This window comes from Rubripirellula amarantea (assembly GCF_007859865.1).
In the GTDB taxonomy this organism is placed as follows: Bacteria; Planctomycetota; Planctomycetia; order Pirellulales; family Pirellulaceae; genus Rubripirellula; species Rubripirellula amarantea.
In genome coordinates this window covers 1,553,694-1,577,653 of record NZ_SJPI01000002.1, presented here as the reverse complement: position 1 = coordinate 1,577,653, position 23,960 = coordinate 1,553,694, and the positions used below count along the sequence as shown (strand labels likewise).

Annotated in this window: 18 protein-coding genes; 12 read left to right on the top strand and 6 right to left on the bottom strand. The window is 52.8% G+C overall.

Going from position 1 to position 23,960, the window contains the following annotated elements; translation table 11 throughout:
- Positions 1-57 precede the first annotated feature (57 nt).
- The 5 genes from Pla22_RS19340 to Pla22_RS19320 all read left to right on the top strand — a co-directional run bounded on the left by Pla22_RS19340 (position 58) and on the right by Pla22_RS19320 (position 6,603).
- Complete coding sequence (locus Pla22_RS19340; RefSeq protein WP_146516372.1) at positions 58-1,014, top strand: hydroxypyruvate isomerase family protein; 957 nt, start codon at positions 58-60, stop codon at positions 1,012-1,014.
- Positions 1,011-3,014, top strand: coding sequence for an NAD(+) synthase (locus Pla22_RS19335; protein WP_146516371.1), 2,004 nt, complete (start codon positions 1,011-1,013; stop codon positions 3,012-3,014). The genes Pla22_RS19340 and Pla22_RS19335 overlap by 4 nt, the downstream gene beginning before the upstream one ends.
- 249 nt (positions 3,015-3,263) lie before the next feature.
- Complete coding sequence (locus Pla22_RS19330; RefSeq protein ID WP_207310416.1) at positions 3,264-4,043, top strand: ABC transporter ATP-binding protein; 780 nt, start codon at positions 3,264-3,266, stop codon at positions 4,041-4,043.
- A gap of 63 nt (positions 4,044-4,106) precedes the next feature.
- On the top strand, positions 4,107-5,432 hold the full coding sequence (locus Pla22_RS19325; RefSeq protein ID WP_146516370.1) for an ABC transporter permease: 1,326 nt from the start codon (positions 4,107-4,109) through the stop codon (positions 5,430-5,432).
- Positions 5,433-5,622: 190 nt separating this feature from the next.
- Positions 5,623-6,603, top strand: a complete 981-nt coding sequence (locus Pla22_RS19320) for a CPBP family intramembrane glutamic endopeptidase (protein ID WP_165440751.1) — start codon at positions 5,623-5,625, stop codon at positions 6,601-6,603.
- Between the two features lie 81 nt (positions 6,604-6,684).
- Here the strand turns inward: Pla22_RS19320 and Pla22_RS19315 are convergent, their stop codons facing one another.
- A complete protein-coding gene (locus tag Pla22_RS19315; RefSeq protein WP_146516368.1) occupies positions 6,685-8,892 on the bottom strand; it encodes a protein kinase domain-containing protein in 2,208 nt (735 codons plus the stop codon).
- Between the two features lie 385 nt (positions 8,893-9,277).
- Positions 9,278-10,117 (bottom strand): DUF547 domain-containing protein, encoded by an 840-nt coding sequence (locus tag Pla22_RS19310; RefSeq protein WP_146516367.1) that lies wholly within the window; start codon positions 10,115-10,117, stop codon positions 9,278-9,280.
- Positions 10,118-10,366: 249 nt separating this feature from the next.
- On the opposite strand from Pla22_RS19310, the gene Pla22_RS19305 reads away from it, so the two are divergent.
- The 5 genes from Pla22_RS19305 (at position 10,367) to Pla22_RS19285 (ending at position 15,328) form a co-directional block, all read left to right on the top strand.
- Positions 10,367-11,185: a TVP38/TMEM64 family protein gene (locus tag Pla22_RS19305; protein WP_146516366.1), complete on the top strand. Its 819-nt coding sequence runs from the start codon at positions 10,367-10,369 to the stop codon at positions 11,183-11,185.
- Between the two features lie 70 nt (positions 11,186-11,255).
- Positions 11,256-12,815 carry a mercuric reductase gene (locus Pla22_RS19300; protein ID WP_146516365.1) on the top strand — a complete coding sequence of 520 codons (1,560 nt, stop codon included), beginning with the start codon at positions 11,256-11,258 and terminating at the stop codon, positions 12,813-12,815.
- Positions 12,816-12,994: 179 nt separating this feature from the next.
- Complete coding sequence (locus tag Pla22_RS19295) at positions 12,995-13,228, top strand: hypothetical protein (RefSeq protein WP_242632164.1); 234 nt, start codon at positions 12,995-12,997, stop codon at positions 13,226-13,228.
- 79 nt (positions 13,229-13,307) lie between these two features.
- Positions 13,308-14,045, top strand: coding sequence for a TIGR00266 family protein (locus Pla22_RS19290; RefSeq protein ID WP_146516363.1), 738 nt, complete (start codon positions 13,308-13,310; stop codon positions 14,043-14,045).
- Complete coding sequence (locus Pla22_RS19285) at positions 14,045-15,328, top strand: M48 family metallopeptidase (RefSeq protein WP_146516362.1); 1,284 nt, start codon at positions 14,045-14,047, stop codon at positions 15,326-15,328. The genes Pla22_RS19290 and Pla22_RS19285 overlap by 1 nt, the downstream gene beginning before the upstream one ends.
- Before the next feature lie 1,007 nt (positions 15,329-16,335).
- Here Pla22_RS19285 and Pla22_RS19275 read toward each other — a convergent pair.
- Positions 16,336-17,511 carry a hypothetical protein gene (locus Pla22_RS19275; RefSeq protein ID WP_146516361.1) on the bottom strand — a complete coding sequence of 392 codons (1,176 nt, stop codon included), beginning with the start codon at positions 17,509-17,511 and terminating at the stop codon, positions 16,336-16,338.
- Positions 17,512-17,769: 258 nt separating this feature from the next.
- Positions 17,770-19,311, bottom strand: coding sequence for a sialate O-acetylesterase (locus tag Pla22_RS19270; protein WP_242632163.1), 1,542 nt, complete (start codon positions 19,309-19,311; stop codon positions 17,770-17,772).
- Between the two features lie 200 nt (positions 19,312-19,511).
- Between Pla22_RS19270 and Pla22_RS19265 the strand changes: the two genes are divergently transcribed.
- Positions 19,512-20,486: a PEP-CTERM sorting domain-containing protein gene (locus tag Pla22_RS19265; RefSeq protein ID WP_146516359.1), complete on the top strand. Its 975-nt coding sequence runs from the start codon at positions 19,512-19,514 to the stop codon at positions 20,484-20,486.
- A 29-nt stretch (positions 20,487-20,515) separates the two neighbouring features.
- On the opposite strand, the gene Pla22_RS19260 is transcribed toward Pla22_RS19265, so the two are convergent.
- Together Pla22_RS19260 and Pla22_RS19255 are read right to left on the bottom strand one after the other, a co-directional pair.
- Positions 20,516-21,472, bottom strand: a complete 957-nt coding sequence (locus Pla22_RS19260) for an acetyltransferase (protein WP_146516358.1) — start codon at positions 21,470-21,472, stop codon at positions 20,516-20,518.
- A gap of 165 nt (positions 21,473-21,637) precedes the next feature.
- Positions 21,638-22,390 (bottom strand): helix-turn-helix domain-containing protein, encoded by a 753-nt coding sequence (locus Pla22_RS19255; RefSeq protein WP_146516357.1) that lies wholly within the window; start codon positions 22,388-22,390, stop codon positions 21,638-21,640.
- A gap of 141 nt (positions 22,391-22,531) precedes the next feature.
- On the opposite strand from Pla22_RS19255, the gene Pla22_RS19250 reads away from it, so the two are divergent.
- Positions 22,532-23,908: a DUF1501 domain-containing protein gene (locus tag Pla22_RS19250; RefSeq protein ID WP_146516356.1), complete on the top strand. Its 1,377-nt coding sequence runs from the start codon at positions 22,532-22,534 to the stop codon at positions 23,906-23,908.
- Positions 23,909-23,960 lie beyond the last annotated feature (52 nt).

The following is a 23,960-nucleotide window of genomic DNA, read 5'->3' as shown; positions in this document are numbered from 1 at the left end:
ACTGCTTGCTCTACCGCTTTCTCTCGTACCAACGCCTCCCTTTGACGTTCTCCCACCATGCAACGACGCGAACTCATAAAAGCCTCATTCGCAACGGCCGCTCTTTCGGTTTCCTCAGGCGTATTTTCAAAGGCCACTCGGGCTGCTGATGCGACAACTCCCAAATTCAAACTTGGCTACGCCCCGCACCCGGGAATGTTCAAAGTTTCAGCGGGGGCCGATGTGCTTGACCAAATTCGTTTCGCCGCCGACCAAGGGTTCACCGCTTTTGAATACAACGGGTTGCCCGCAGAAACGCCTGAGACGCAAGAAAAGATTGGCAAGTTGCTCGATGAATTGAAGATGCAAATGGGAGTCTTCGTTGCGTATGGCAGTTTTGATCGCCCAACATTCGCGCGGCCTAGTGACGATACGACCGAGGAAATCCTGAAGGCGATGAACGACGCTGTTACGGTTGCCAAGCGGGTCAATGCGAAGTGGTGCACGGTCGTGCCGGGAAGTGTGGACCAGCAACACAGCGAAGGTGAATGGAATCGCTATGGCGGACCACGACTTGCCCAAGGGTACCAAACTGCCAACGTGATCGACATGCTCAGACGTTGTACTGAGATTCTCGAACCGCACGATTTGGTCATGGTGTTAGAACCTTTGAATTGGTACGCCAACCACGGTGGCACATTCCTTCAACGAAGCGATCAGGCTTACGCGATATGCCGGGCGGTAAATAGTCCGTCCTGCAAAATCTTGTTCGATATCTATCACCAGCAAATTACCGAAGGCAACCTAATCCCCAACATTGATGCTTGTTGGTCCGAGATTGCCTATTTCCAGTCGGGCGACAATCCGGGACGTAAGGAACCGTACACTGGCGAGATCAACTACCGCGAAGTCTTCAAGCACATTCACCAAAAGGGATTTGAGGGTGTGATTGGGATGGAACACGGCAATAGCGAACGCGGCGAAGAAGGGGAACAGAAAGTGATTGATGCATACCGTAAGGCGGACAACTTTTGAACGATCGGCCCTTCTTTCGCGTAACCGCTGCTGCTCCTGAACTATCCATCGGCGCGCCGAGTCGCAATGCCGAAGCGTCGATCGCGATGATCGATCAGTGCGATGCAAACTTGGTCGTCCTGCCCGAGCTCGGTTTGACCGGCTACACGTGCGGTGATTTGTTCGCATCCACGTCGCTTCTAAATGGAGCCACACAAGCGCTCGGAACGGTTGCCCGTCATAGCAAGTCGCACGACAAAATTGTGATTGTCGGTCTGCCAATGATCGTCAGCGATTCACTCATGAATGTCGCCGCCGTCATCCAGGGTGGAAAAGTCCACGCTGTGATTCCTAAGAGTTTCCTGCCGACTTATCGTGAGTTCTACGAGGGCCGCCATTTCCGAGCCGCTTCTTGTGTTGACGTTACGCACGTGAACATTTTGGGCGAACCGGTTCCGTTCGGGACCGACGTCATTGTCGCTTGGGAAGACGCGAAGATCGGAGTCGAGATTTGCGAGGACCTGTGGACACCGATTCCGCCCAGTTCACACGCGGCAATTGCGGGCGCGAATGTCTTGGTCAATTTGTCGGCCAGCAACGAAACGATCGGTAAGGCGGCTTGGCGTCGAGATCTGGTTCGCAGTCAATCGGGACGCTGCATCGCGGCCTACGTTTATTCGTCCGCCGGGCCAACGGAATCAACGTCGGACCTCGTTTTCGGTGGACACTGCCTGATTGCAGAGAACGGTTCGATATTGGGTGAGTCTCGCCGGGTGGGTGACGGGCTGACGCCGATTTTGTTCGGTCCCACCTCGATCACTTGTGATATCGACCTCGAGCGAATTTCGCATGACCGACGCGTGATTGGATCGTTCGATGACGCACGAACTCAACGCCATGCTGATTTCCGTGTCGTTCAACTCGAATCAAAACAAGCGAAGCGAGCTAGCGGGAAGGCAACTGCTGCACCAATGCGTCGAATCGACGCTCACCCGTTCGTGCCGGATGAAAGCCAAGAACTGGACGAACGTTGTGCCGAAATCTTCGACATCCAAACTGCGGGATTGTGCAAACGATTGAGTCGTTTGGGTAAGACCACCACGCTTTCCATCGGAGTATCAGGTGGACTCGACAGCACGCTGGCGTTGCTTGTCGCCATTCGCGCCTGCGACACACTAGGGAAGTCTCGCCGCGATATTGTCGGGATCACGATGCCAGGGTTTGGGACCACCGATCACACTAAGTCCAGTGCGGACACGCTGATCGACGAAACCAAGATTACTCGGGAAATGATCGACATTCGAGCGTTGTGTTTAGACACCTTTCGATCGCTTGGCCATCAACCACTTGGCATCAAAATCAACGAGCAAACGTCGGTCGATTCACTGCAAAAGCAATTGCTTGCCTCGCATGATGACGCCAGGGATTTGATGTTCGAGAATGTGCAGGCTCGGATCCGAACGATGCTGTTGATGAGCCGCGGCTTCGTGCTCGGTACCGGCGACATGAGCGAGCAGGCGCTCGGCTGGTCAACGTACAATGCCGATCATATGTCGATGTACAACGTGAACACTTCGATACCAAAAACGCTCGTGCGTTTTTTGGTTCGGTACGCGGCTGACCATTATTTTGACGGCGCTCTTTCGGAAGTCTTGCACCGGATTGCCGATACTCCGATTTCACCAGAGTTATTGCCACCGCGAGAAGATGGATCAATTCGTCAGGACACCGAAGCGACGATTGGAGCCTACGAACTACACGATTTTTTCCTGTTTCACTTTGTCAGGAACGGTTTCAGTCGTGATAAAATTTTGCAGCTTGCCGCTCATGCAGAGTTCAACGAAGCCTATTCGAGTGATGTGATTGCCGAGACGCTTAATACCTTTATCAAGCGGTTCTTTCACAACCAATTCAAACGCAACTGCGTTCCCGATGGCCCCAAAGTGGGTTCCGTGTCACTTTCGCCGCGAGGGGATTGGCGAATGCCCAGCGATGCCGACCCGGATGACTTTCGGCAATGAACAGGCTTGCCGGAGCAGGGCTTCGGATGACTCGCCACCACGCTTAAGAAAGGTGTTTGGGATCCGGCTTTTAGAACTTAGCTTTCGAACGAATCGTGAAAGCCACGTTCAGTTTTCACCAGTTTGCTTGTTTAGCGCGCCTTAACGTCGTCGGTGTCGAGCCTAGGGTGTTGGTCGGAGACTGCACCGTATGAGTCGCAGATTGACGTAGGCTCCCGATCGTCCCTCTCTTTTTGGATGGCGTAGATATTGTCTGAACCAGCTTCCCTCGACCGCGAACAATCATCCGTGGTGCTACAGATCACGGGGCTGTCCTATCGCTACGGTGATCATGTGGCGGTGAACTCGCTGGACCTCAAGATTGAAACCGGATCGTTTTTCGGATTCTTGGGGCCCAATGGTGCTGGGAAAACTACCACCATTGAATGTATCGCTGGACTCAAAGGCGACTGGGCCGGCGAGATGTTGATGTTTGATCAGCCATATGCCCCCGCGACCAACGTGGACGATCGCAGACGAATCGGGCTCGTTCCTCAGGACATTGCTTTGTACGACGATTTAACGGCAAAGGAGAATTTGTTTTTCTTTGGTCAGTTGGCAGGACTGGGGAAAGTGAAGCTCAGAGACCGAGTCAATCATGCGCTCGCACTGGCTGGACTGGAAGAACGGGCGAATGATCGTGCTGGCCAGTTCAGCGGAGGGATGAAGCGGCGTCTGAACTTGGCAATTGGACAATTGCACGAACCAGAGTTGTTGTTACTCGATGAGCCAACTGCGGGAGTCGATCCGCAAAGCCGATCGCACTTATTCGAAGCACTCAAGTCTCTCAATCGGGCCGGAACCACAATCATGTACACCACTCACTACATGGAAGAGGTCGAAAAGTTGTGTGACAGAATCGCGATCATGAATGCCGGTAACGCTGTGGCAGTGGGGACTGCCGCTGAACTTTCAGGCCTGATTGGGGACCCCAACGCAAACTTGGAAACGGTCTTTCTTGAACTGACCGGACATACGCTGCGTGACTGAGCGGTCGCAAAGTCGCTATCGAGATTTGTTCTAAGCCAATACTTTCGCCGAGTCGTAATATCTATGTCGCTACTCTCTTCAGCTTGGATCATTGCCAAGAAAGACTTGCGAGTCTATTTCCGCGATCGCATGTCGCTACTTCTGGGGTTTCTATTGCCCATCGTGCTTGTCACCACATTTGGTTTCATCATGGGACAAGCCGGGGGCGGCAATGGACAGATGCCCAAGGTTGCTCTTTGGGTTTCTGATCGCGATCAGACCGAAACAAGCGAAGCGTTTATTGACGCGCTACGCGGTTCAGAAATGCTGCGGATACTCCCTTCGACGGACGCGACCGAATCGGATCACGCGACGATTGAGCGTAAAGTTGCCGATGGAGACACGAGTCATGTGTTGGTGATCGAACAAGGATTTGCCACGGTGATCGAGCGATCCGAAGAAGGAGCTCTCCGCCTGATTCGTGATCCGGGACGGACGATGGAAGATCGTTTGATCAACTTGGGGATCATGCAAGCGATGTATAGCGTTCAAGGTGGTGAGTACTGGTCCACCATGATGGGAAAGCAATTTGCTAATGCTGGAATGCCGGAGATTGATCTTCAACAGTTCAACCAAACCGCTTCGGAATTGTCATCCGTGATCGAGCGATGGGCGTCGACCACGGACCAAGACATATTTGCCTCCGAAGACGCCGGATCCTTTGGTTTCTTTGGCACTTCAACCGCCGTGGCGAACGAGGATGTTGTTCCACCGGATCGTCCCAAGCAAGTAACTTACCGGCTCGCGCAAAGCGTATCGGGAGTGTCCGTGATGATGTTGATGTTTGGATTGGCAAGTTGTGGCGTGACGTTGCTAATCGAACGCGATCGAGGGACGATGGCACGATTGTTGGCTTCGCCCGTGTCTCGCAATAGCATCTTGCTAGGCAAAGTTCTGTTCACGTTGATCGTGGGAATGATCCAAATGATCATTCTGTTGCTTTACGGGGAGTTGTTGTTTGGGATCGGAGTGTTCCGCGATCCGGTAACCCTGGTCATGATTTCGTTGGTTTGGACTGTTGCAGCCACAAGTTTCGGAATGCTTATCGCCGCGTTTTCACGAACTCCCAAACAAGCCGATTCGATGACTCCGTTGGTTACTTTGACTTTTGCTGCGCTTGGCGGATGCTGGTTTCCGCTGCAGATGATCGAATTGCCAAGGGCAGTTGAATGGATGTGCAAGAGCACACCGACGTATTGGGCGATGTCGGCATTTCAGGGCTACTTTTGGGATGGACTCGGATTGGGGAGTTCTAAGGTCCTTTTCGCGGTTGCGGTGCAACTGGGTTTTGCGATCGTGATGATGGTCATCGCCAGTCGATTGTTTCAACGCAACTTCGTTCGGGGCTAATGGATTAACATGAAGTACGAGTGAGCGGAAATGAGAAAGACCAGACGTGACAGCGGTGAGCCCGCAACCGATCTGTCAGGTGCAACGGATGCCTCATCACTTAGTTGTTTGTCTGGACGACCTTGCTATCCAATTTTGTCGAGTATCAAGCGACCAATTCATCGCAATCGCACTACCGAAAGCATTCGTTATGACAAACCCATCGCCGTATGCTCCCGCGAATGAGGCTTTGGACTCATCGCCGATATCGAACGAGAATGGCCAAGCGAAGCCGAGGATATGGCCACTCTTTGTAATCGCCCTGATTGAACTAGTGGCGATGATCGGAGTTCAGATCGTGATGGCGGTCGTGGTGTTGTTGCAAAAGATGTCCACCGGTCAAAATTTGCAGGAAGCGGCGAACAATTTGCCGGCTGAGTTCATGCGACCGTCTATCTTTATTCTGATGATTGTGCTGTCGCAAGTCATTAGCGGGCTATTGATTTGGTTCTTTGCGGTGCTAAGTGCGCGTCGGGCGAATTGTTCACTCAGCGAGCGGTTGGGGCTTGGTTGGCCCGCCATTTCAGGATACTCGTTCGGTCTATTCATGATCGGGTCAGTCCCGGTCTTATTAGTTTCCGTCGCCGTTGTGATATTGATTGAAAAGGTTTGGCCAGGCGATCAATCCGTGTTGGAACTCTACAGGAATCTCACCACTCCCTGGGCGGTTGTTTTCATCATCGTGATCGGGGTGCTTCCAGGCTTCTTTGAAGAGTTATCGTTCCGTGGATTCATGCAGCGTCGATTGTTGCAGCGGTTTCGTCCCGCGGTCGCAATCGGGATCACGTCCGTGGTGTTTGGACTCTTCCACGTTTCACCGCATGGAATCGCATTGGCGACAATCGTCGGTGTTTGGCTGGGCGTGATCGCATGGCGAACCAACTCAATTTGGCCCGGTGTGTTTTGCCATGCGTTCATCAATAGCGGCTGGAATGTTTATCAGGTCGGGAAATTTCATTGGGGTTTTCCCGAAATACCATCAACGATGTTTTGCATCATTGGCGGGACTCTGACGTTGGCGGCGTTTGCGTTGTCCTTGAAAAAACTTTATTCGCTACGTTTGCACACCACTGCAACGCCCGGCACGATGGGAATGACCGAGCAAACGTTGAGTTCGGCGGGTCCAGCCTGACGAACGCTTCGTGATGCGATTCAGGCTCTGAGTATTACCAAGACTATAGGTATCACTAAAGCTTTAGGCATCACTATAGCTTTAGGTATCACGGGGCTTACTGCGTTGCGGTCGTTCCATGAACACGCCAAAGACCTCGACGGCCTTCCCGGACTCGTTAAGGATAGGTTGTCCACGCACCCTGACCCAAACGTATTCGCCGTCGCCGCCACGTTGACGTACCGAAAGCTCATAGGCAGCGCCCGTTTGGATCGCTAGCTCAAGTGCTTCTTGCAAACGAGCTCGATCGTCGGGGTGAACCATTTCGAACAATTCTTCGCGAGTGGGCGTTCCCTCATCAAGCGATCGTCCGGCTAACAGGAAGGCTTCGTTATTCCACTTCACCTTCTGCGACTCTACGTCGTAAGACCAAGTTGCGAGGCCCGCCATCCGTTGCAAGTCACGCAATCTTGATTGACTTGCCTTGAGTTCACGTTCGGCTTTTTTGCGAAGCGAAATGTCGCGCATTGTCGAAAGCAACATCGTCTCGCCGAGCACTTCGACGATTCGCGCATTGATCAAAACGTCGATGTGATGCCCATCGGTGTGCAGCAACTCGGCGCCAAAGTCATCCACACTGCCATCACGTTTGACCGCTTCGACTAATTTCTTTTGACATTCGGTGCTGACCCAAAGATTTAGGTCGCTAATACGTTGACCGACAACTTCGTCGCCGGAATAGCCAAACATTTCTGCGAAAGCTAGGTTTGCTTCGACGATCTTGGCTGACTTCATCTGCACCAGCAAACCTGGGTCGGGCGACTGAGTGAACAATACCGAGTAACGAGACACTTGTTGCTGGCTAGCATCGCGTCGCATGCGGTGGAACTGCACCATCTCGGCCTCATCCGATTCACCTTCACCGGCGGCTTCGTACAAGTTGGCGGCCAAGTCATAGTCGCCTCGTTCGGTTGCAATCGCAGCGAGTTTAAGTTGCAAACGTTTGCGGGTAACGTGGGCTTTTTCATTTTCAGGCCATTCTTCGATAGCTTCAGCCAGCAGTGCATCGGCGATGCCGAAGTCACGGTAGACGTCACCATTGTGATCGGAGTTATCCATGCCTTCGACGCGACGAACGGCACGTCGTACCAATCGTTGACTCTGTTCGTGCTTACGTTGATTCTTGATCGCGGCCACGAATTCGTCGACATCATGGAACCGATTCTTTGGATCGGTCGCCATCGCCTTCATCGCAATTTCCATCATCTCACCTTCGATCTCGGATGGTTCGATGACGTTATTGGATGCGGCCACGATGCATTCCAACAGACTCTCGCCACGATGTGGCGGATACCCCGTAAGTATTTGGTAAAGAATAGCGCCGAGCAGGTAGACGTCTGTTTGAAAAGTGATCGAGCCGGCCGCCGCGCTGGCAAGTTCGGGCGCCATGTACGCTGGTGTGCCGCCGATCGAACGACTTGCTTCAGCGTTCGAGCTCTGTTCGAGGTGATGAATCGCCAAACCCCAATCGGCCAACAGCACTTCACCGAAACGTCCGAGCATAACATTCTCGGGTTTGATATCGCGGTGAATCAAGCCACGCGAGTGAGCGTATCGAATCGCATCGGCCACCCGAAATAAGGTTTCGATATTCTGGTCGAGCGTATATTCGCCTATTTGCTTATCCCAACTCGTTCCGTCAATTCGCTTCATTGAATAGAACAGCGAACCGTCTTGATCGGCGTAAACCTCATGCAAGGCAATCACGTTAGGGTGATCCAGCCCACCAATCACGCGAGCCTCGGTGAGGAAGCGTTCTCGAGAAGTCGGCTTAAGGGCGAGTTCACTACGGAGCATCTTCACGGCGACTTCACGATCAACGGCTCGTTGGTGAGCCTGGAACACGACCGCGGTACCGCCGGCACCCAGTTTTCCCACCAAGCGATAGTCGGCATCGTCGCGACTTCCGCTACCTACGCTGGTGATCTGACGCAGCGGTACGAAACCCATATCGATGGGCAAGGTTGTGGGCACCGGTTCGTCGACGCTAAAGTCCACGGTTTCCGATAAATCACTCGGCGACATCACCGGGGTGGATGTGCTGAGGTCCAGATCCAAGTCCGGGTGCGAGAAATCATCTACCGAATCGGACGACCACGCGATGGTCTTCTCATCCGCAGGCATTTGACCAAGTCTTTTCTCAAGTCGAGGATTCCGTTGAATCGCACCCAACAAACTATCGCTAAGTTCGTGAGTGATCGTTTGTGAATCAAAGATCTTGGGCAACGGAAACGGTTCTTGCGACGACATGAGGTAGAAATCGCTCAAAGGAATGGGAGTCGATAGGCTCAATGAGTTTAGCGACAACCGGGCTCCTGGTGCGATCCTAAAACAATCAGACCATTACCTGTGAGCGCACTAGGGTTCTCCACGGGTTAGGGATGTGCCTGTCGCGATGACCGCCGTATCTCGGGGGGGCGTTGAGAGGCAGGCTGTTGATCCTTCACGTTCCTCACGCTCTTGCTAGTAGATGTCGAAATGGGGGGGGCCACTGCGTTTTCTGGGTTGGTCTGACCTGGTTGCGAAGGGCCGCAGTTCGAGTCACGGCGACTAGTTGTAGGCTTGGTTTGGGAAAGCTCTTCGTTGCGGACTGATCTTAAGACACAACAAGATCAGTCGATCAACTATCCATGGACTACTGTTCGTTTAGCCCCCAATTGTAGCTAAGGTGAACCACTGAAACCGCATTAGCCATCGCCGCATCGCGGGCGTCCTTCGACGGAAGAAAAGGAGCGATCGAACGAAGTTGAGAGGCTCGGTCGTTGCCGAAATCGTCTGCGAACCAATTCATGATGGCTGAGAGTTTGAAAGTTCCTGACGCGCGGTTGTACTGAAAGTTGGAAGAGTTGGCGAAGAAGTTTGTGGCGTTGTCCGACAACTGGGCATCCACGTCAGCGGGCGTGTAGGCTTCATTGCGAAGCCGTGGACAGCCGCGCGAAGCACACACGATCGCAAAGTGGATGCGTGGTTCGCCCATCTTGCGCAACACTTCATGCTCGATCTGATTCAACGAATAGGGTTCGCCACCGACGATGAGCAAAAGGTCGTCCCAAATGTTGTAGCCGAACAGCTTGGCCGTGTGATTCCGGATGCTGGTGGTTGGGTATTCGCGAAGGATTCCACGGACGGTCAATGAGTTATAAGCATTGATCCAAAACGCAAGTTTGGCGGCGCGGTCCTTTGATGCATTGGGGTTAGCGGTCGATAGCGTGGCTAAGTAGCTGTCGAGAGCCTGAAGGTCATCTGTCGATTGTTTCCATTTTGCGTAGTTCACGTTTCCGGCTTGATCGACATACTGTTCAAGGAGGTTATCCCATCGCTGATGGTCAATTTGTTCCACCGGAATTTGTTGGCTTGGTGCCACATTTGAACCGACGGTTACCGTAGTTCCGGCGATGCATCGGTGAGGTGCGATTGCGAAAGAACCAACGATCGCGATCACAACGGACAAACCAAGAGAGAAGACTTCTTTCATGCAACTGACTCCGTTCCAGACGTTTGCCTACTTCCAAGGCAAGTGTAGTACTTCAACACTGCCAGGATGGTGATCGGGTAGCATGGTCCGCCGAGGTGAAGCGTTTCGATCGCTCATTTAAGTTCGCCATACAAAAGCCTTGGAAACCGTTACCGCATTGGTGGGGCACGACTGACAAAAAGTTTCTCGGAAACGTCAACATTTGGCGGATCCCAGGAATGGCACGTCATCTGCGGTAAAAGGAAAGTTATGACGCCCAATCTAGAATCATCACGCGAAAACGATCAACCAGACAGCAAGCCGGCCGATGGTGTAGTCTCCAAGTCAAACACGCTAGTGAAGGTTGCCGTCTTCTTGGTGGTCGCTGCCGTTGTTTTGGTCGCGTACACGCAGTACGGCGATCTTCTGAGTTTGGAAAACCTTGCCAAGCAAGAGGGGCGATTGCGTGAATTCCAGGCTGAGAACCCTGTGCTAGTTTATGGTGCGGCGTTTTTGGTCTATGTGGTCGTCACCGGTTTGTCGTTGCCGGGGGCCGCCATTTTAACCTTAGTGTATGGCTGGTACTTTGGCCTGTTTCGCGGAGTGGTGTTGGTCAGTTTCGCTTCGACTGCGGGCGCGACGATGGCGTTCTTGCTTAGCCGTTTTCTGTTTCGAGACGCGATTCAAAAGCGATTTGGGGAAAGGCTGGAAAGCTTCAATGCTGCACTTGAACGGGAAGGGGCATTCTTCCTGTTCACGTTACGGCTAATCCCCGCTGTTCCCTTCTTTATCATCAATGCGGTGATGGGCCTAACGCCGATCCGAACAATCACCTTTTGGTGGGTCAGTCAATTAGGAATGCTGGCTGCGACGATTGTTTACGTCTATGCCGGTTCGAGTGTGCCCGATTTGCAGACGCTTGCCGAGAAAGGTGTCGGTGCAGCTTTCACGTCAAGTCAACTCACACAAATCGTTGTCGCTTTCGTGTTGCTAGGTGTCTTTCCGCTCGCGGTTCGATACATGATGAAGTTCTTTAATCGTGGAGGTTCATCGGCGATTCTTGACACTGACGGGACGCCTAAGGTCTGAGTCATCGGACGAAGACGTTTCACCCATCATCACCACTTCAGACAAGTCTCACACCGAAAGTCAACACATCATGTCCGCTTCTGTCCTAATTCAATTGCAACCTCACGACGAATACAACCGCGAACTCGAAGCGAACGTTCATCCACCCCAGTGGGTCAATCCCACGCCCAAAGCCCCGTATCATTTGGTGGTAATCGGCGCTGGCACCGCTGGCCTTGTCGCGGCCGCCGGAGCCGCGGGACTCGGAGCACGCGTCGCGTTGATCGAACGTGAGTTGATGGGTGGGGATTGCCTGAACGTCGGTTGCGTGCCTTCGAAAGGGATCATCCGCGCCTCTCGTGTTGCTGCGACCGTTCGCGATGCCTCGTCATTTGGTGTCCGCGTTCCCGATGGTGTTGAGCTAGATTTTGGTGCTGCGATGCAGCGAATGCGACGACTTCGCGCAAAGATCAGCCCCAATGATTCGGCGAAGCGATTTTCGGAACTTGGGATCGACGTGTTTTTCGGACGGGGATCGTTCGACAACGATGAAACGATCACAGTAAGTCGAAACGATGGTACGAAAAGTCAGGTCCAGTTCAAGAAAGCAGTGATCGCATCGGGTGCGCGAGCTTCGGCACCGATGATACCGGGGTTGGATTCAGTGTCGTACCTGACGAACGAGAATTTGTTTTCGTTGACGGAGCTCCCCAAGCGGTTTGGCATCGTCGGGGCGGGGCCGATCGGCAGCGAGATGGCTCAAGCGTTTGCTCGGTTGGGCAGCGATGTTTTCTTATATCAGCGCGGGAGTCAAATACTTCCGCGTGAAGATCCCGAGGCTGCCGCGATTGTTCAAAAGCATTTTCAACGCGACGGTATTCACATGATCTTGTACAGCGAAGATATGAAGGTCGGCCCGGCTGACCACGGTGCGATCCGCGTTTCGGTAAGTCAGAACGGCGTTCCCAACGAAACGATCGTCGACCAGTTGTTAATCGCCGTCGGAAGAGCTCCCAATGTCGAAGGCCTCAATTTAGAAGCCGTCAACGTGAAGTACGATGACAAAGGCATTGACGTGAACGACAACTTGCAAACATCGAACGCGCGAATCTTTGCTGCCGGTGATATTTGTTCGAAGTACAAGTTCACTCATGCCGCCGACTTCCAGGCTCGCATCGTGATCCAAAACGCCTTGTTCGCACTTGGCCCATTTGGGAAAAAGAAGTCGAGCGACTTGGTGATTCCCTGGGCCACCTACACGTCGCCCGAAGTCGCACACGTTGGTTACTACGAAGACGAAGCAAAGAAAGAGGGGCTTGAAATTGACACCTACGTGCAGCACTTTGCCGATGTCGATCGTGCAATCTTGGAGGGCCAAGACGATGGGTTCGTCAAGGTGCACACCAAGAAAGGCACGGACACCATTGTCGGCGCGACAATCGTGGCCGAGAACGCAGGTGACATGATTTCTGAGATCACGGTGGCGATGGTTAACGGATTGGGGCTAGGGAAGATTGGTGCCGCGATTCATCCTTATCCGACCCAGGCCGAAGCAATTCGCAAGTTGGGTGACCAGTTCAACCGAACACGTCTGACGCCGTTTAGCAAGAAGATGCTTGATTTGCTGAGGCGAATCAACGTGGGCGGTTGAGCATGCGGAGCGAATTTGTCCCTATTATCGGGATTTCGTGAGCTGTTTACGGGTAACCTGGGACGTGCCAGTGATGTGTTCCTATATCCAATGCGGTGGCGAATCGCTTATGCTCTGGCTTCTGTTTTTTAAAAGATGAATGGTTCTTTTGACGAAATTGTCCCTGAGGTGTGATGCACATGAACTCGATGAAGTTACTCGGTCGGCGCGGCGGTGGAATTGGCCGGATGGTCAGTTGGTTCATTCGAATTGTGATCTACGATATTTGCATCACGGGGATTTCGGATCTTCTAGGCGTATCTCGAATGGTCGCTCTGTTCATTTTCCTAGGCATTCTTGGTGTCATATCGCTGGTTGGATATTTGCTTCGAAACAAGTATGCAACAGGCACGGAAGTTGATTCGGACTTTTAACGAACGTCCGAGTCTCATCGCTTCCTCTGTTTGTTTGAGCTCCTGAAACGAGAGCGTTCAGCGCGCTGATCGAATTGTTATGGAATTTCGTGTTTGTCACGCACCTGCGTTTTCGACGCTGGAGTTCTCGCTCTCTGCGGGTGACTTCGTTGTTGCTCAGCCTAACAGCATGCTGTCGATGACCGCCAAGGTTGGGATCTCAGCGCATGCGGGTCGACAAGAGTCAGCCAATCAAACGTCTAACGGACAACGAAAGAATCGTCACTCGATCCTTGGCGGATTTAAGAGCTGGCTTGGAGGAGAAAGTTTTTTCACGGCTGAGTTCTCCGCCAAGGCTGACATGCAATCGTTGGTATTGGCTCCCGAGAGCTACGGCGACATCGTGGCTTTGGATGTTTCGGCTAGCTCAGGGTACTATCTCACGCACGGTTCCTATTTGGCCAATATTGGTCCTACCGATGTGCATGTGAAGTACGGTGGCGTCAAAGGACTGATGAGCCGCAAAGGCTTGTTCCTGATGCACGCGACCGGTCGAGGAGAGTCGGGCGACGGTTTCGTGTTTTGTCAAACCTTCGGAGCGATCGAGCATCGCCGACTCGAAGCTAATGAAGTTCTATTCGTTGACAACCGTTTCGTCGTCGCCTTCGCCGACACGGTGACCTATCAGCTCGTTAAAGCAACCGATTCGATTAAGGATTCATTGCTGTCGGGCGAAGGGTTGATTAATCGCTACACTGGCCCCGGCGATGTCTACTACCAAACTCGCGGTAAACCCTCTGGCGGGTTCTTAAGTACAGTATTGCAGGCGGCGTTCTAGTGAACCGCGATACTGCCGTCGACTTCAAAGGGGTACCGGATCGAGAGGACTTGCTCAATCAATTGCAGCAGGCCAATCAATACACGTGGTTGTGGATCGTCATCCGCTTGGCCGCGATTGCTGCACTGATTGCGTTAATCTCATGGCAACAAGTCGTGTTCGCGCCCATCGTTTCAGTGACCGCCTGTCTGGTCATCTTAGGGCCTTTCATGATGGAATTGGCGCAGATTTGGGGTAAGCACAAGAAGCGGCTTGAAGACGTCAAAGAGTCGACTCGTTTTGGCGATTTGGACAAACACAGTCTAAGGTCGTTGTATCAGAACGTTCTCAAACGGTTACAGTTGCCCGATGACCATTTGCCGGTCTACATCACCAACGACAAATCGCTTAATGCGGGAGCACTGCGTCTAGGGCGGCTCTTTGGCGGGCTCAACGGTATCTACCTCAATCGCCAAGTGCTGCACAAATTGCAGGGAGAAGAAGTGCAAGCGATCATGGGGCATGAACTCGGGCACTATTACAAGTTCAATGTCGCGGGCGATCGGTTTCGTTTATTGACCCTCGTGCTGGGCGCCTTGGTCGGCGTGTATGCGGTGCAAATCATCCAGCTCGATGGGTTCTTGGGATTCATCGTGATGTCGGGCGTCAGCGGATTCTTTTGGTACATCAGCAGCCTGGATCGTGTGCGTCACGGCCAAGCCATCGAGTATTTATGCGATGACTTCGGAGCTCAGGTCAATGGTATCGAAGCATCAATCAGTGGTTTGTTAAAGGTTGGTCTCGATTCCGAGACACGATTCCTAATCGAATTGGAATTGATGGCTGTCAACGCAGATAACGAGTTGCTGACACCGCAAGAGATTTCTCAGGCGATTGAAAAAGCGACACCGTACGGTCACACACCCGAACCTGAACTGTACGACTCAATACGACTTGAATTGCGGAGGAAGGCAAAGGCCAATCAGCAGGCGTCGATCTCGGGCTTCATCAAGTACATGTGGGAAAGTGACCGAGACGACGAGGACTTGAAGGAAGAACTGCAAGCAAGAGCAAAAGCAGTTAACCAAATTGACCGAATGGATTGGGAAACTGTTTGGCAGGATCACGAACACTCGCCACTGCATCTTGATCAAGTGGAACGTCTGGTTCAGATGATTGCCGAGTCACCGAAGAAGTCGCTGTTCCGAATACCCGAATCGCTAAGTAGCGATGGCATCCATCCGCCAATGAAGTTGCGGATCTTGTATCTGTGGAAAAACCGCAACAGTCCCACCAAGCTTTGATCGCATCGGGATCCAGCGTTACGTGAACTAAGTGACACCGTCGCTGGTGTGTTTGATTGCGAAGTTTATGGGCACGTTCGCCAACTTCGTGGGCATCTCGACAATGGTCGCGAGTCAGTTTGCAGTGAATAAGTCAAAGGCTTTGTTGGAGAAGTGACGCCAGAGGTTCACTATTTTCCGGCAGTGGAGTTTTCTCCGCCGTCCAAGTTCTCAAGATTCTCTAGTCGTTGTGATTGGCACTATCGTTGCAATGTCCGCGATTTGACATGGGGAGGTGGTCGATATTGCGAACCGTTGGCTCGCTGCCAAAGCTCCAATCAAAGACGTTGAGACGTACTCTGCATCACGACTGACAAAAGAAGGAAGACTGGGTATGAAGTTCATTCAAAGACTAACAATCGCCGGATTAGTATTCGGCGTGTTCTCAGGGGCAACGATCGAATCCGCGGACGCCGGTGGGTTCCTAAAGAAACTATTCTGCTGCAAGAAAGCGTGTTGCGAGCCAGAGCCGGAGTGCTGTGAGCCAGAGCCAGAACCGATCTGCTGTGAGCCCGAACCAGTATGTTGTGAGCCGGAACCAGTATGCTGCGAGCCCGAGCCGGTCTGCTGTGAGCCTGCTCCCGAGCCGGAACCCGTTTGTTGTGAACCGGAACCGATATGTGAACCTGAACCGGTTTGTTGTGAGCCCGAACCCGAACCAGTCTGCGAGCCGGAGCCAGCACCCTGTTGCGCCAGTTTGATTTCGCCACCCGCATTAGCCGAAGGTGAAGTTCTCGTTTGGGTGCAGCCAGTCTTTATCCATGCGGAAACGACCACCGCGGTCGCTACGAGCGTATCGTCTAGCAAAACCGTTCTTCTGACTTCAGCACACCCACAGAAGGAGATCTCCGCTGCGAGTATTTATTGAAACCGAAAACGCTCGTTATGGATTGGCTGAGCGTTAAACGACCTAACAAGCAAATGCGAACGGACGTGCATTTGCTTTTTCTATGGCTATACGATTGGGATCAGGCAGCCGCTTTGATCTGCGTCGACTCAGGTCTCTTGAGCCACTTTTCGATCTGCTTGATTTCTTTATCCCAGTCCTTGTTGATGCGACGAGCAAGGAAGGCGTGGTACATCATGTCGACGGTGTCACTCAACAAGCGAATCGCGTCGATGCGATCGTCATCACTGAATTCTTCTTCTTCGTCGAGATGAATTTTCGCAGCACTGATGGCAAACGTTTCTGCTTGAAGCACTAGGTCGAACGTTCGCCCGTCGCTGACGATCTGCATGCCAGTCTTGCGAGGCAACTTACCGCTTTGAAGGGCGCGCATAGCCTCGGGCAATTGTGTCGGGAATTCAGCCGAGATGGTTTCCTTGCCTGACTCGCCACCGGGGCATTCCAACGCCAATGTCTTGGTCAGAATCACTGCCACATCTGAATCGTCGGCGAGCGTGATCGTGTCGTGATCGTTTTCGGTCATCCACCAAAGCCAAAGCAGGAACTCGTTGCCCAAGAAGTCGGGCAATTGGGTATGCTCGTTCGCCCAAGGTAGTGAATGATGCTCGTGAGTAGCAACAAATCGTGCTGGCACGAGGTCATCGAGTTCGCCGAAGCACTCGTTTTCAATTGCCCATTCTTGAGCGATCAATCCCGCACCCACTCGTCGAAGTTCTACTTCGAACGTGCGTTCAAAAAGATCGATCCCAAAGGCACTTGCGGTACCGACGCTGCCGCCGAAATAGAGTTGTCCATTGGCAAAATCCCAAAGCATGGGGAACTGTTGCATTCGTCTGAATTTTCCCGAAGCGGCCTCGACTTCACAGCGTTGTTCAACAGCTTCTTTCGCTTCTTTGCGCTGGCTCTTGGTGGCAACGCCTGAAGGAGAGTCCTTTGCGTATCCAGCCAATTCCATCTGCAACCAAGCGGTGCGAATCGCTGCGGGGATTTGATTGGTGTCAATTCGCACCGAGAAGTGGGTTGCGTCATTGATCACATTTTTGTGCAAGTCGAATTCTTGATCGAATAAGTGATCACCGCCAAGAAAACCGACATGGACGTTTTCGGTTGAGGAGCTTTCGTTGCGACCGGCAGCGTTGCCGCGAAAGATCTCGATATGTTCGTCTGTGAAGATTTGCGAGTCAAAACCAGCGACACTGAATCGTTCAAAACCAAGGTTACCGCGCAAAAAGGGCATATAGCTTCCTGGGAGGTCAAGTGGAAAGGAGAGGACATCGGACCGGAGTCGTCCAATCGTTATCGACGACGCTAGGCAAGTAGTTTGCAAGAGAATCCGACGGTCGCGTGACGAGTCCACGTGCTACAAATTGCCCAATCGCACACTCCCCAGAATGACCAACCCCAAGTGACTCATGCGGCGTGAAACCGCATGGTCACTGCATTCAACAATCAGCTTGATTGCTTCGGCTATCGGCTATCGGCTATCGGCTATCGGCTACCGGTTATTAGCGGTCACGCCTTCCCAATCGTCAGTGCGAAAAGGTGTTACCGGTAACCCTTCTTTGCTTTGCACATTCGTGATCGGGTTGTCTGCCCAGCCGTAGCGAACCGATACTGGGTTCGTGACGGATTCCGCCCGAACCTGAACTTTGTCCTTGCCTAGAATTTTGGCATTCGCGTTGACAAAAGCTTTGTCGTCGCCGGCGATCGTGAAGCCACGAAGTTCGTTGACGTCGAATGTATCCAGACCGCCACCGACGTGGTCAAAGGTCACAACAATCTTGTCACCTTGCACTTCATGCGATGCGTAAGTGGGACTGTGGTATGCCAAGTCGGTGTAGCCGTAGTCTTTGGCGAGCGCCCACCTTGCCAGTCGCTTGGCAACATCTTGCTTGTTTTTGGGGTGAATGTCGGAAGCTTCGCCTAAGTTGATGATCACCGCTTCACCGGTGTTGGGCAACTTCGACATTGTCATCGTTTGCGCTTCACGCAGTTCAGCCCACGCGCTATCACTTGGTTCGGTTCGCTCATTCATGAAATCAGCAAGTTGCACCCAGTAGAACGAGAAGTCGCCCTGACGCCAATCTTTTCGCCATGTCTCAATCATCAAAGGAAACAGGTCGCGATACTGATAGGCGCGACCAGCGTTGGATTCGCCTTGGTACCAAATGGTCCCGCGGATGGTGTACCCGATGATGGGATGCAAAACGCCATTGTAAAGATTGCCAGGACGGTGATTCCCTTGCAGTTGATCGTTCGGCTTACGCGGTTTCGGTCCCTGCTTACCGTCTGCTTCCCACTTTGCAACGCGTTCGTTCCACTTAGCGACTTCTTCCTCGTAGTTGTAATTCTCGATTGTGCGTTGCCAACGCTTCAGTAGATCTTCGTACTTTCCATCGGCAGCGAGAACGTCCTGCGGTACCCATGCTTCCGCGGCTGAACCGCCCCAGGCGTTGTCGATCAATCCAACCGGGACATCAAGAGTCTCGTGCAGTTGCCGGCCGAACAGGTATCCGACACCGGAAAAGTCCTTAACGGTTTTCGGCGTGCATGCTTTCCACGAGCCGTTGAAATCGTTCTTAGGCGTTTGGGCTGCGATGGTAGGAACGGTGATCAAACGCAGGTTCGGATACTTCGCGGTCAATGCTTCAAGATCTGCGTCGTTAGATTGTCCAAGCGACCACTGCATATTGGATTGTCCTGAACAAACCCAGACTTCACCAACCAGGACGTCGGTAAAGGTCCGAGACTCATCAGCGGCAATCGTCATCTCATGAGGCCCGCCAGCAGGCAAGGCATCCAGCAGCACTTCAAAGCGGCCCTCTTCATCGGCGGTTGCGGTTGCTTCGTGTCCAGCAATTGCAACCGTCACTTCGTGCCCCGCCGTGGTCCAACCCCACACGCGAACGGGTTGATCACGCTGAAGAACCATGGAGTCACCGAAGACCGGTGACATCTTAAGTTCAGCCTGGGCGGAGGAGTCCATTCCTAGAGCAAACAGAGTCAATAGGACAGGGAAAGTCAGCTTTCGCAGCATTACGTAGGTTCCTAATTCAGGTGGGGTGGGGGAAGGCAGGTCGAGCGGTAACGGAAAACTAGACCCCCGAAAACCGCGTCGAAGGATGGCTATGATAGTCGACCGAAAGTCCAGAGTGTCATCGGAACCAGGATTGGCGCTACCGTGGATAGAGTAGAATGTGCGGGTTGGAACACTCTCTTCACATTTGAGCTGCATCTATGAACGCACTTTCGGTGGCTCGTTTTCGGATCACACACCGCTTGTTCACAATCCTTGCTGTTTGGGCTGTAAGTTGCTCTCTGGCCGGCAATAGTATTGCAGCCTTATTTGCCGATTTCGATCCGGTTCGTCATGAACGTTACCTCGCTAACGGTTCACCAAACGAGGATTTTATTTTGGACGAAGCGGCTATCACTGGACTCGGTGGCACGGCCGCCTTGATAACGCCTTTTCATTTTATTACTGCTGCTCATGACTTGCCGGTTTCCGATCCCACCTTTACTGGGCAGTTTCGAGGTTTAAACGGTACGATTCATAGCTTTACAACCAGCGACTTCGTTGACCTGACAACGACGTACTATGACTCGGATCTAATGATGGAGGTCACGGCGAAAAGTGACGTTCGGATTTACAGACTTCCAATGGCGATTCCGGAATCTTCCATGATCACACCCATGGCGATTCTTGATGCGGATGTGGATCTGCTAAAGAATCGAAACATTTTCGTGGTTGGAATTGATGATCAGGCAGGGCGAAACAAAGTCGATGGGGGAACAATCGTTACGCTCAATAGTGGACGAAAGCCGACCGAAGCCATTGTCTATGATCACGACACCGATATAAACGGTGGCACCAATCCCGTGCTTTTAGACGAAGCGTCCCTTCGTCCCGGCGATTCAGGCTATCAAGCATTGATTCGATCGGGAGATGATTTGGCACTCATTGGAGCACATTTTGGAATCGTTGTTCCCGAAGGAGAGTCAGCGAACAATAGTTCCAACTACCTCAGTTTTTCTTCGTTGTTGACCGGCTACCTTGATCAAATCGATACCGTTGTTGCGGCGGATGGTTACGCGATCAATCGAGTGACAATCACAGCGGTCCCCGAACCATCAGCAACGATTGTTTTGGCGGGTGCTGGTTTGGTCGGTTGGCTGTGGCGGCGAAAACGTAAGGTTCAACCGAGCTGTTAAGGCGAGATGCGTTGCGGCTGTCGCGACGTTTAGCTGAACTGCTTTTCCATTGCGGCCAAGAACTCATCGAACATTGACGCCGGAAGGGCGTTGACTCCTGCCGCCGCCTTGCGTCCTCCACCGGTCGGGAATTGACGACACAAATCGTCGGCTCCCGTCTTGGTTGAAAGAGGAGCTCGGACGCTAATCATGAAATCGCCCGAAGGCAAAAGGCTCGCCAGTGCGTGAGCTCGGTCGGGATAATTGCGAGCCAACTCGTTACTGTAAACTCCGCTGACACGGCGTGCGAAGGGATCATCAGGGAACGAGAACGCTGCGCAAGTTGATGTTTCAAGCACCGGAGCAATCGAACGCGCACGACTCATGTCGCTTTCGAATCCCTCGGCAAGGGTCGCAAAGGTGTCGTCCGAAGCAATGAACTCGAACGGGTCAGCGTACGGTTTTATCTTCAAATACAACTGGTCGGGTGCGAAGAACAAGTCTTCCAGTGAGCTGCCGTAGCCGTTGTAGTTCAGCAGTGTGCCGAGCGTTTCGAGCTGGTTTAGTTGACCGCTGTCCAGGTTCAGAGGACTGGCAACCGATTTAGCTTTCTCGTGCAGGTTATCGCCGAAGAGCGCTGTCACCGCCCAAGGCAGGAACGCGTCGTTGAGATGATCGTTCACCAACAATCCAGTGCAAACATCACCCGCGGTGTCGATGTGAGTAATCAGAGAATTTGAGTCGGGAACGTCGCCCGCAAAGTGATGATCGAAGTACTCGATCGAGGCGCCCGATTCGATCAGTTTCAATAAGGCATCGCGGTTCTTATCGAGGGAGACATCCAAGACAGTGACGGTTGTGTTTTCCTTTGCGGGAACCCGGCGTACGAGGTCGATGTCACGTTTCACTCCCGTGATCAATGTGCTGTCCATCGGATTCGCCAATCGCAACTGGTGAAGCGCACAGATGCCATCGGCATCTCCGTTGAATACATCAAAATGGGGCACGTCGTTGATCCTGTGTAAGCGCAAACTGCGATCGAGAAGAGTCTGAATTTAGCGTGAATTGCCTCTATGAGGAACCGATCACTCGACCGTATTCCAGCTCACCAAGACACCGCCTAGTACTCAGCGTACGCTTGGCGATGTCGGTACTTCAGTGTGCCATAGTAATTAAGATTCTTGCGACTCGATGCGAAACTCTCGTGGCGTCATTCCAAAGCGTTTCTTAAAGCTTCGACTCAGGTGCGCTTGGTCGTAGAAGCCGCAATCCAACGCCACTACGCCGATTGAAAGGTCTGAATCTGCCAATAAACGGCTCGCTTCGTGAATGCGGACACGCTGCAGATATTCCGACGGAGAGATCTGGTAAGAATCCCGGAAACGCCGGTTGAGTTGACTGACACTTAGGTTCACCTCAGCGGCAATTTGCTTGATTTCCAATGGACCGCGAAAACGAGCGGCAATGATATCCGTAGCGATCTCGGTCGGATTAGTGCTCGCGTTGTCCGTTGGCGAAGGATGGGACTGGTACATCACGCCCGCGATGCCGATCACATCTCGTTTTCGTCCGTGAATCGGGATCTTGCTGCTAACAAAGGTGCTGAGCTTGCCGTCGCCTGCTGGAACAAGCCATACCTGATTGGGCAATTCAATTGCGGACTCCATCACCCGGCGATCTTCTTCCTGATATTGGCGAGCCCAATAGAGCGGATGCAAATCAGCGTCTGTCTTACCAATGAGCTCGTCTTGCGATTGAGCTCCTCGCATTTCGACCCATTGGGCATTCATGCCTACAAAGCGTCCTTGCCTGTCTTTGACATACAGATAAACGCCAGGCAGAAAATCGAACAGACGCAGCAACTCGGTGGCGTCCCCGAGAGAATTGAAGAGCTGGCTTCGCAGGCATTGGAATTTTCGTTGCATGCGCGATTTATACAAAACATTGCGCGATCGTTCCAATCCCCTAGTACGGCGGTGAAGTAGAATAAGTGGTTCATTGGGGAAGACTCTGGACCCGAATGCCCTGCCTATCACTTCTTCCGCACCATTACATCTCGGTGATTCATGCTGAATTTGACTTCGCGCGGTAAGGCGCACACCTGCAACGGATCTACTCGCCGCGATTTTCTTCAGGTGGGAACGCTTGGCGGCATCGGGCTTGGTTTGCCGCAGTGGTTAGCCGCGGCCGAGCAAGGTGCGGTCGATCCAAAGCACGACAAGCGATCGTGCATCATGATTTTCAATCTCGGTGCACCGAGCCAGTTAGATACGTTCGACATGAAGCCCAACGCACCAGCGGAAGTGCGCGGTCCGTTCAAGCCGATCTCGTCAAAGGGCGACTTCCAAGTATCTGAAATTTTGCCGATGCACGCGGAAGTGGCAGATAAGTTTTCCATTGTGCGGTCGTGCTACCACAACGCGGCGGCAGTGCACGATGCGGGCTGGCAAATGATGCAAACGGGCCGCCAGTTCACCGGTGGCGTGAACTATCCTCACGCAGGAGCGGTGGTTCAGTACTTGCGCGGCCGACGAAGTGACTTGCCCGCTCATGTGGTTCTGCCCGAGACAATGGGGCGTGGCGGTGGCAACTTGCCCAATGGTCAGGCGGGTGGGTTTCTTGGAAAGGCTTACGACCCTTTCGCATTGATGGCTGACCCGAGCGTTGAAAACTTTAAGGTTCCTGATTTGTTGCCGCCTTCAACGCTGGGCGATGTACGCATCGACCGACGTCGTCGTATGCGGGCAACGATCGAGGATCATATGGCTGCGATGGAGGCAACGGAGTCCGCCAAGATGCTTGATAAGAATTTTGAGGCTGCTTATCGACTGATGAATAGTCCGCAAGCACGAGAAGCGTTTGACCTATCCAATGAACCAATTCAGGTTCGCGAGCGCTATGGAATGAATCGTTTCGGACAGTGTTGTTTGTTGTCTCGGCGACTGATCGAAGCCGGCGTTAGATTTGTGACCGTGAATACTTTTCTCACGGTTTTTGGCGAGATCACTTGGGACATCCACGGTAGTAAGCCGTTCACGACAATCGATGGGATGAAGAATATCGTCGCGCCTATGTACGACCAAGGATATTCAGCATTGATTTCGGACTTGGACCAACGGGGCATGTTGGCGGACACGATGGTTTGCGGATTGGCTGAGTTCGGCCGAACTCCCAAAGTGAATCCGGCCGGTGGTCGCGATCATTGGCCCAACGTCTTTACCTGCACGTTTGCCGGCGGCGGTGTGCAGGGCGGACGAGCGATTGGTGCCAGTGACCCGATTGGCGCCGTTCCAGCCGACCGACCGACCAACCCTGGCGAGATCATCGCGACGATTTTCAAAAGCATGGGCTTGGATCTGCACGCCGAATTGCCGGGCCCCGGCGGACGTCCGTTCCCGTTGGTCGACTTTGGTGTGCGAGAAATCAGGGAGCTGTTTGCGTGATGCTGCGGTTAGATCCTGTGCCTCTCTTTATGAATTTCCCTTCCCTACGATT

Coding starts and splice junctions, on each gene's coding strand:
- Pla22_RS19250 (WP_146516356.1), top strand. CDS start 22,532: ATGCTGAATTTGACTTCGCGCGGTAAGGCGCACACCTGCAACGGATCT.
- Pla22_RS19265 (WP_146516359.1), top strand. CDS start 19,512: ATGAACGCACTTTCGGTGGCTCGTTTTCGGATCACACACCGCTTGTTC.
- Pla22_RS19290 (WP_146516363.1), top strand. CDS start 13,308: ATGGAATTTCGTGTTTGTCACGCACCTGCGTTTTCGACGCTGGAGTTC.
- Pla22_RS19305 (WP_146516366.1), top strand. CDS start 10,367: ATGACGCCCAATCTAGAATCATCACGCGAAAACGATCAACCAGACAGC.
- Pla22_RS19320 (WP_165440751.1), top strand. CDS start 5,623: ATGACAAACCCATCGCCGTATGCTCCCGCGAATGAGGCTTTGGACTCA.
- Pla22_RS19275 (WP_146516361.1), bottom strand. CDS start 17,511: ATGCCCTTTTTGCGCGGTAACCTTGGTTTTGAACGATTCAGTGTCGCT.
- Pla22_RS19310 (WP_146516367.1), bottom strand. CDS start 10,117: ATGAAAGAAGTCTTCTCTCTTGGTTTGTCCGTTGTGATCGCGATCGTT.
- Pla22_RS19300 (WP_146516365.1), top strand. CDS start 11,256: ATGTCCGCTTCTGTCCTAATTCAATTGCAACCTCACGACGAATACAAC.
- Pla22_RS19255 (WP_146516357.1), bottom strand. CDS start 22,390: ATGCAACGAAAATTCCAATGCCTGCGAAGCCAGCTCTTCAATTCTCTC.
- Pla22_RS19340 (WP_146516372.1), top strand. CDS start 58: ATGCAACGACGCGAACTCATAAAAGCCTCATTCGCAACGGCCGCTCTT.
- Pla22_RS19325 (WP_146516370.1), top strand. CDS start 4,107: ATGTCGCTACTCTCTTCAGCTTGGATCATTGCCAAGAAAGACTTGCGA.
- Pla22_RS19295 (WP_242632164.1), top strand. CDS start 12,995: ATGAACTCGATGAAGTTACTCGGTCGGCGCGGCGGTGGAATTGGCCGG.
- Pla22_RS19315 (WP_146516368.1), bottom strand. CDS start 8,892: ATGTCGTCGCAAGAACCGTTTCCGTTGCCCAAGATCTTTGATTCACAA.
- Pla22_RS19270 (WP_242632163.1), bottom strand. CDS start 19,311: ATGCTGCGAAAGCTGACTTTCCCTGTCCTATTGACTCTGTTTGCTCTA.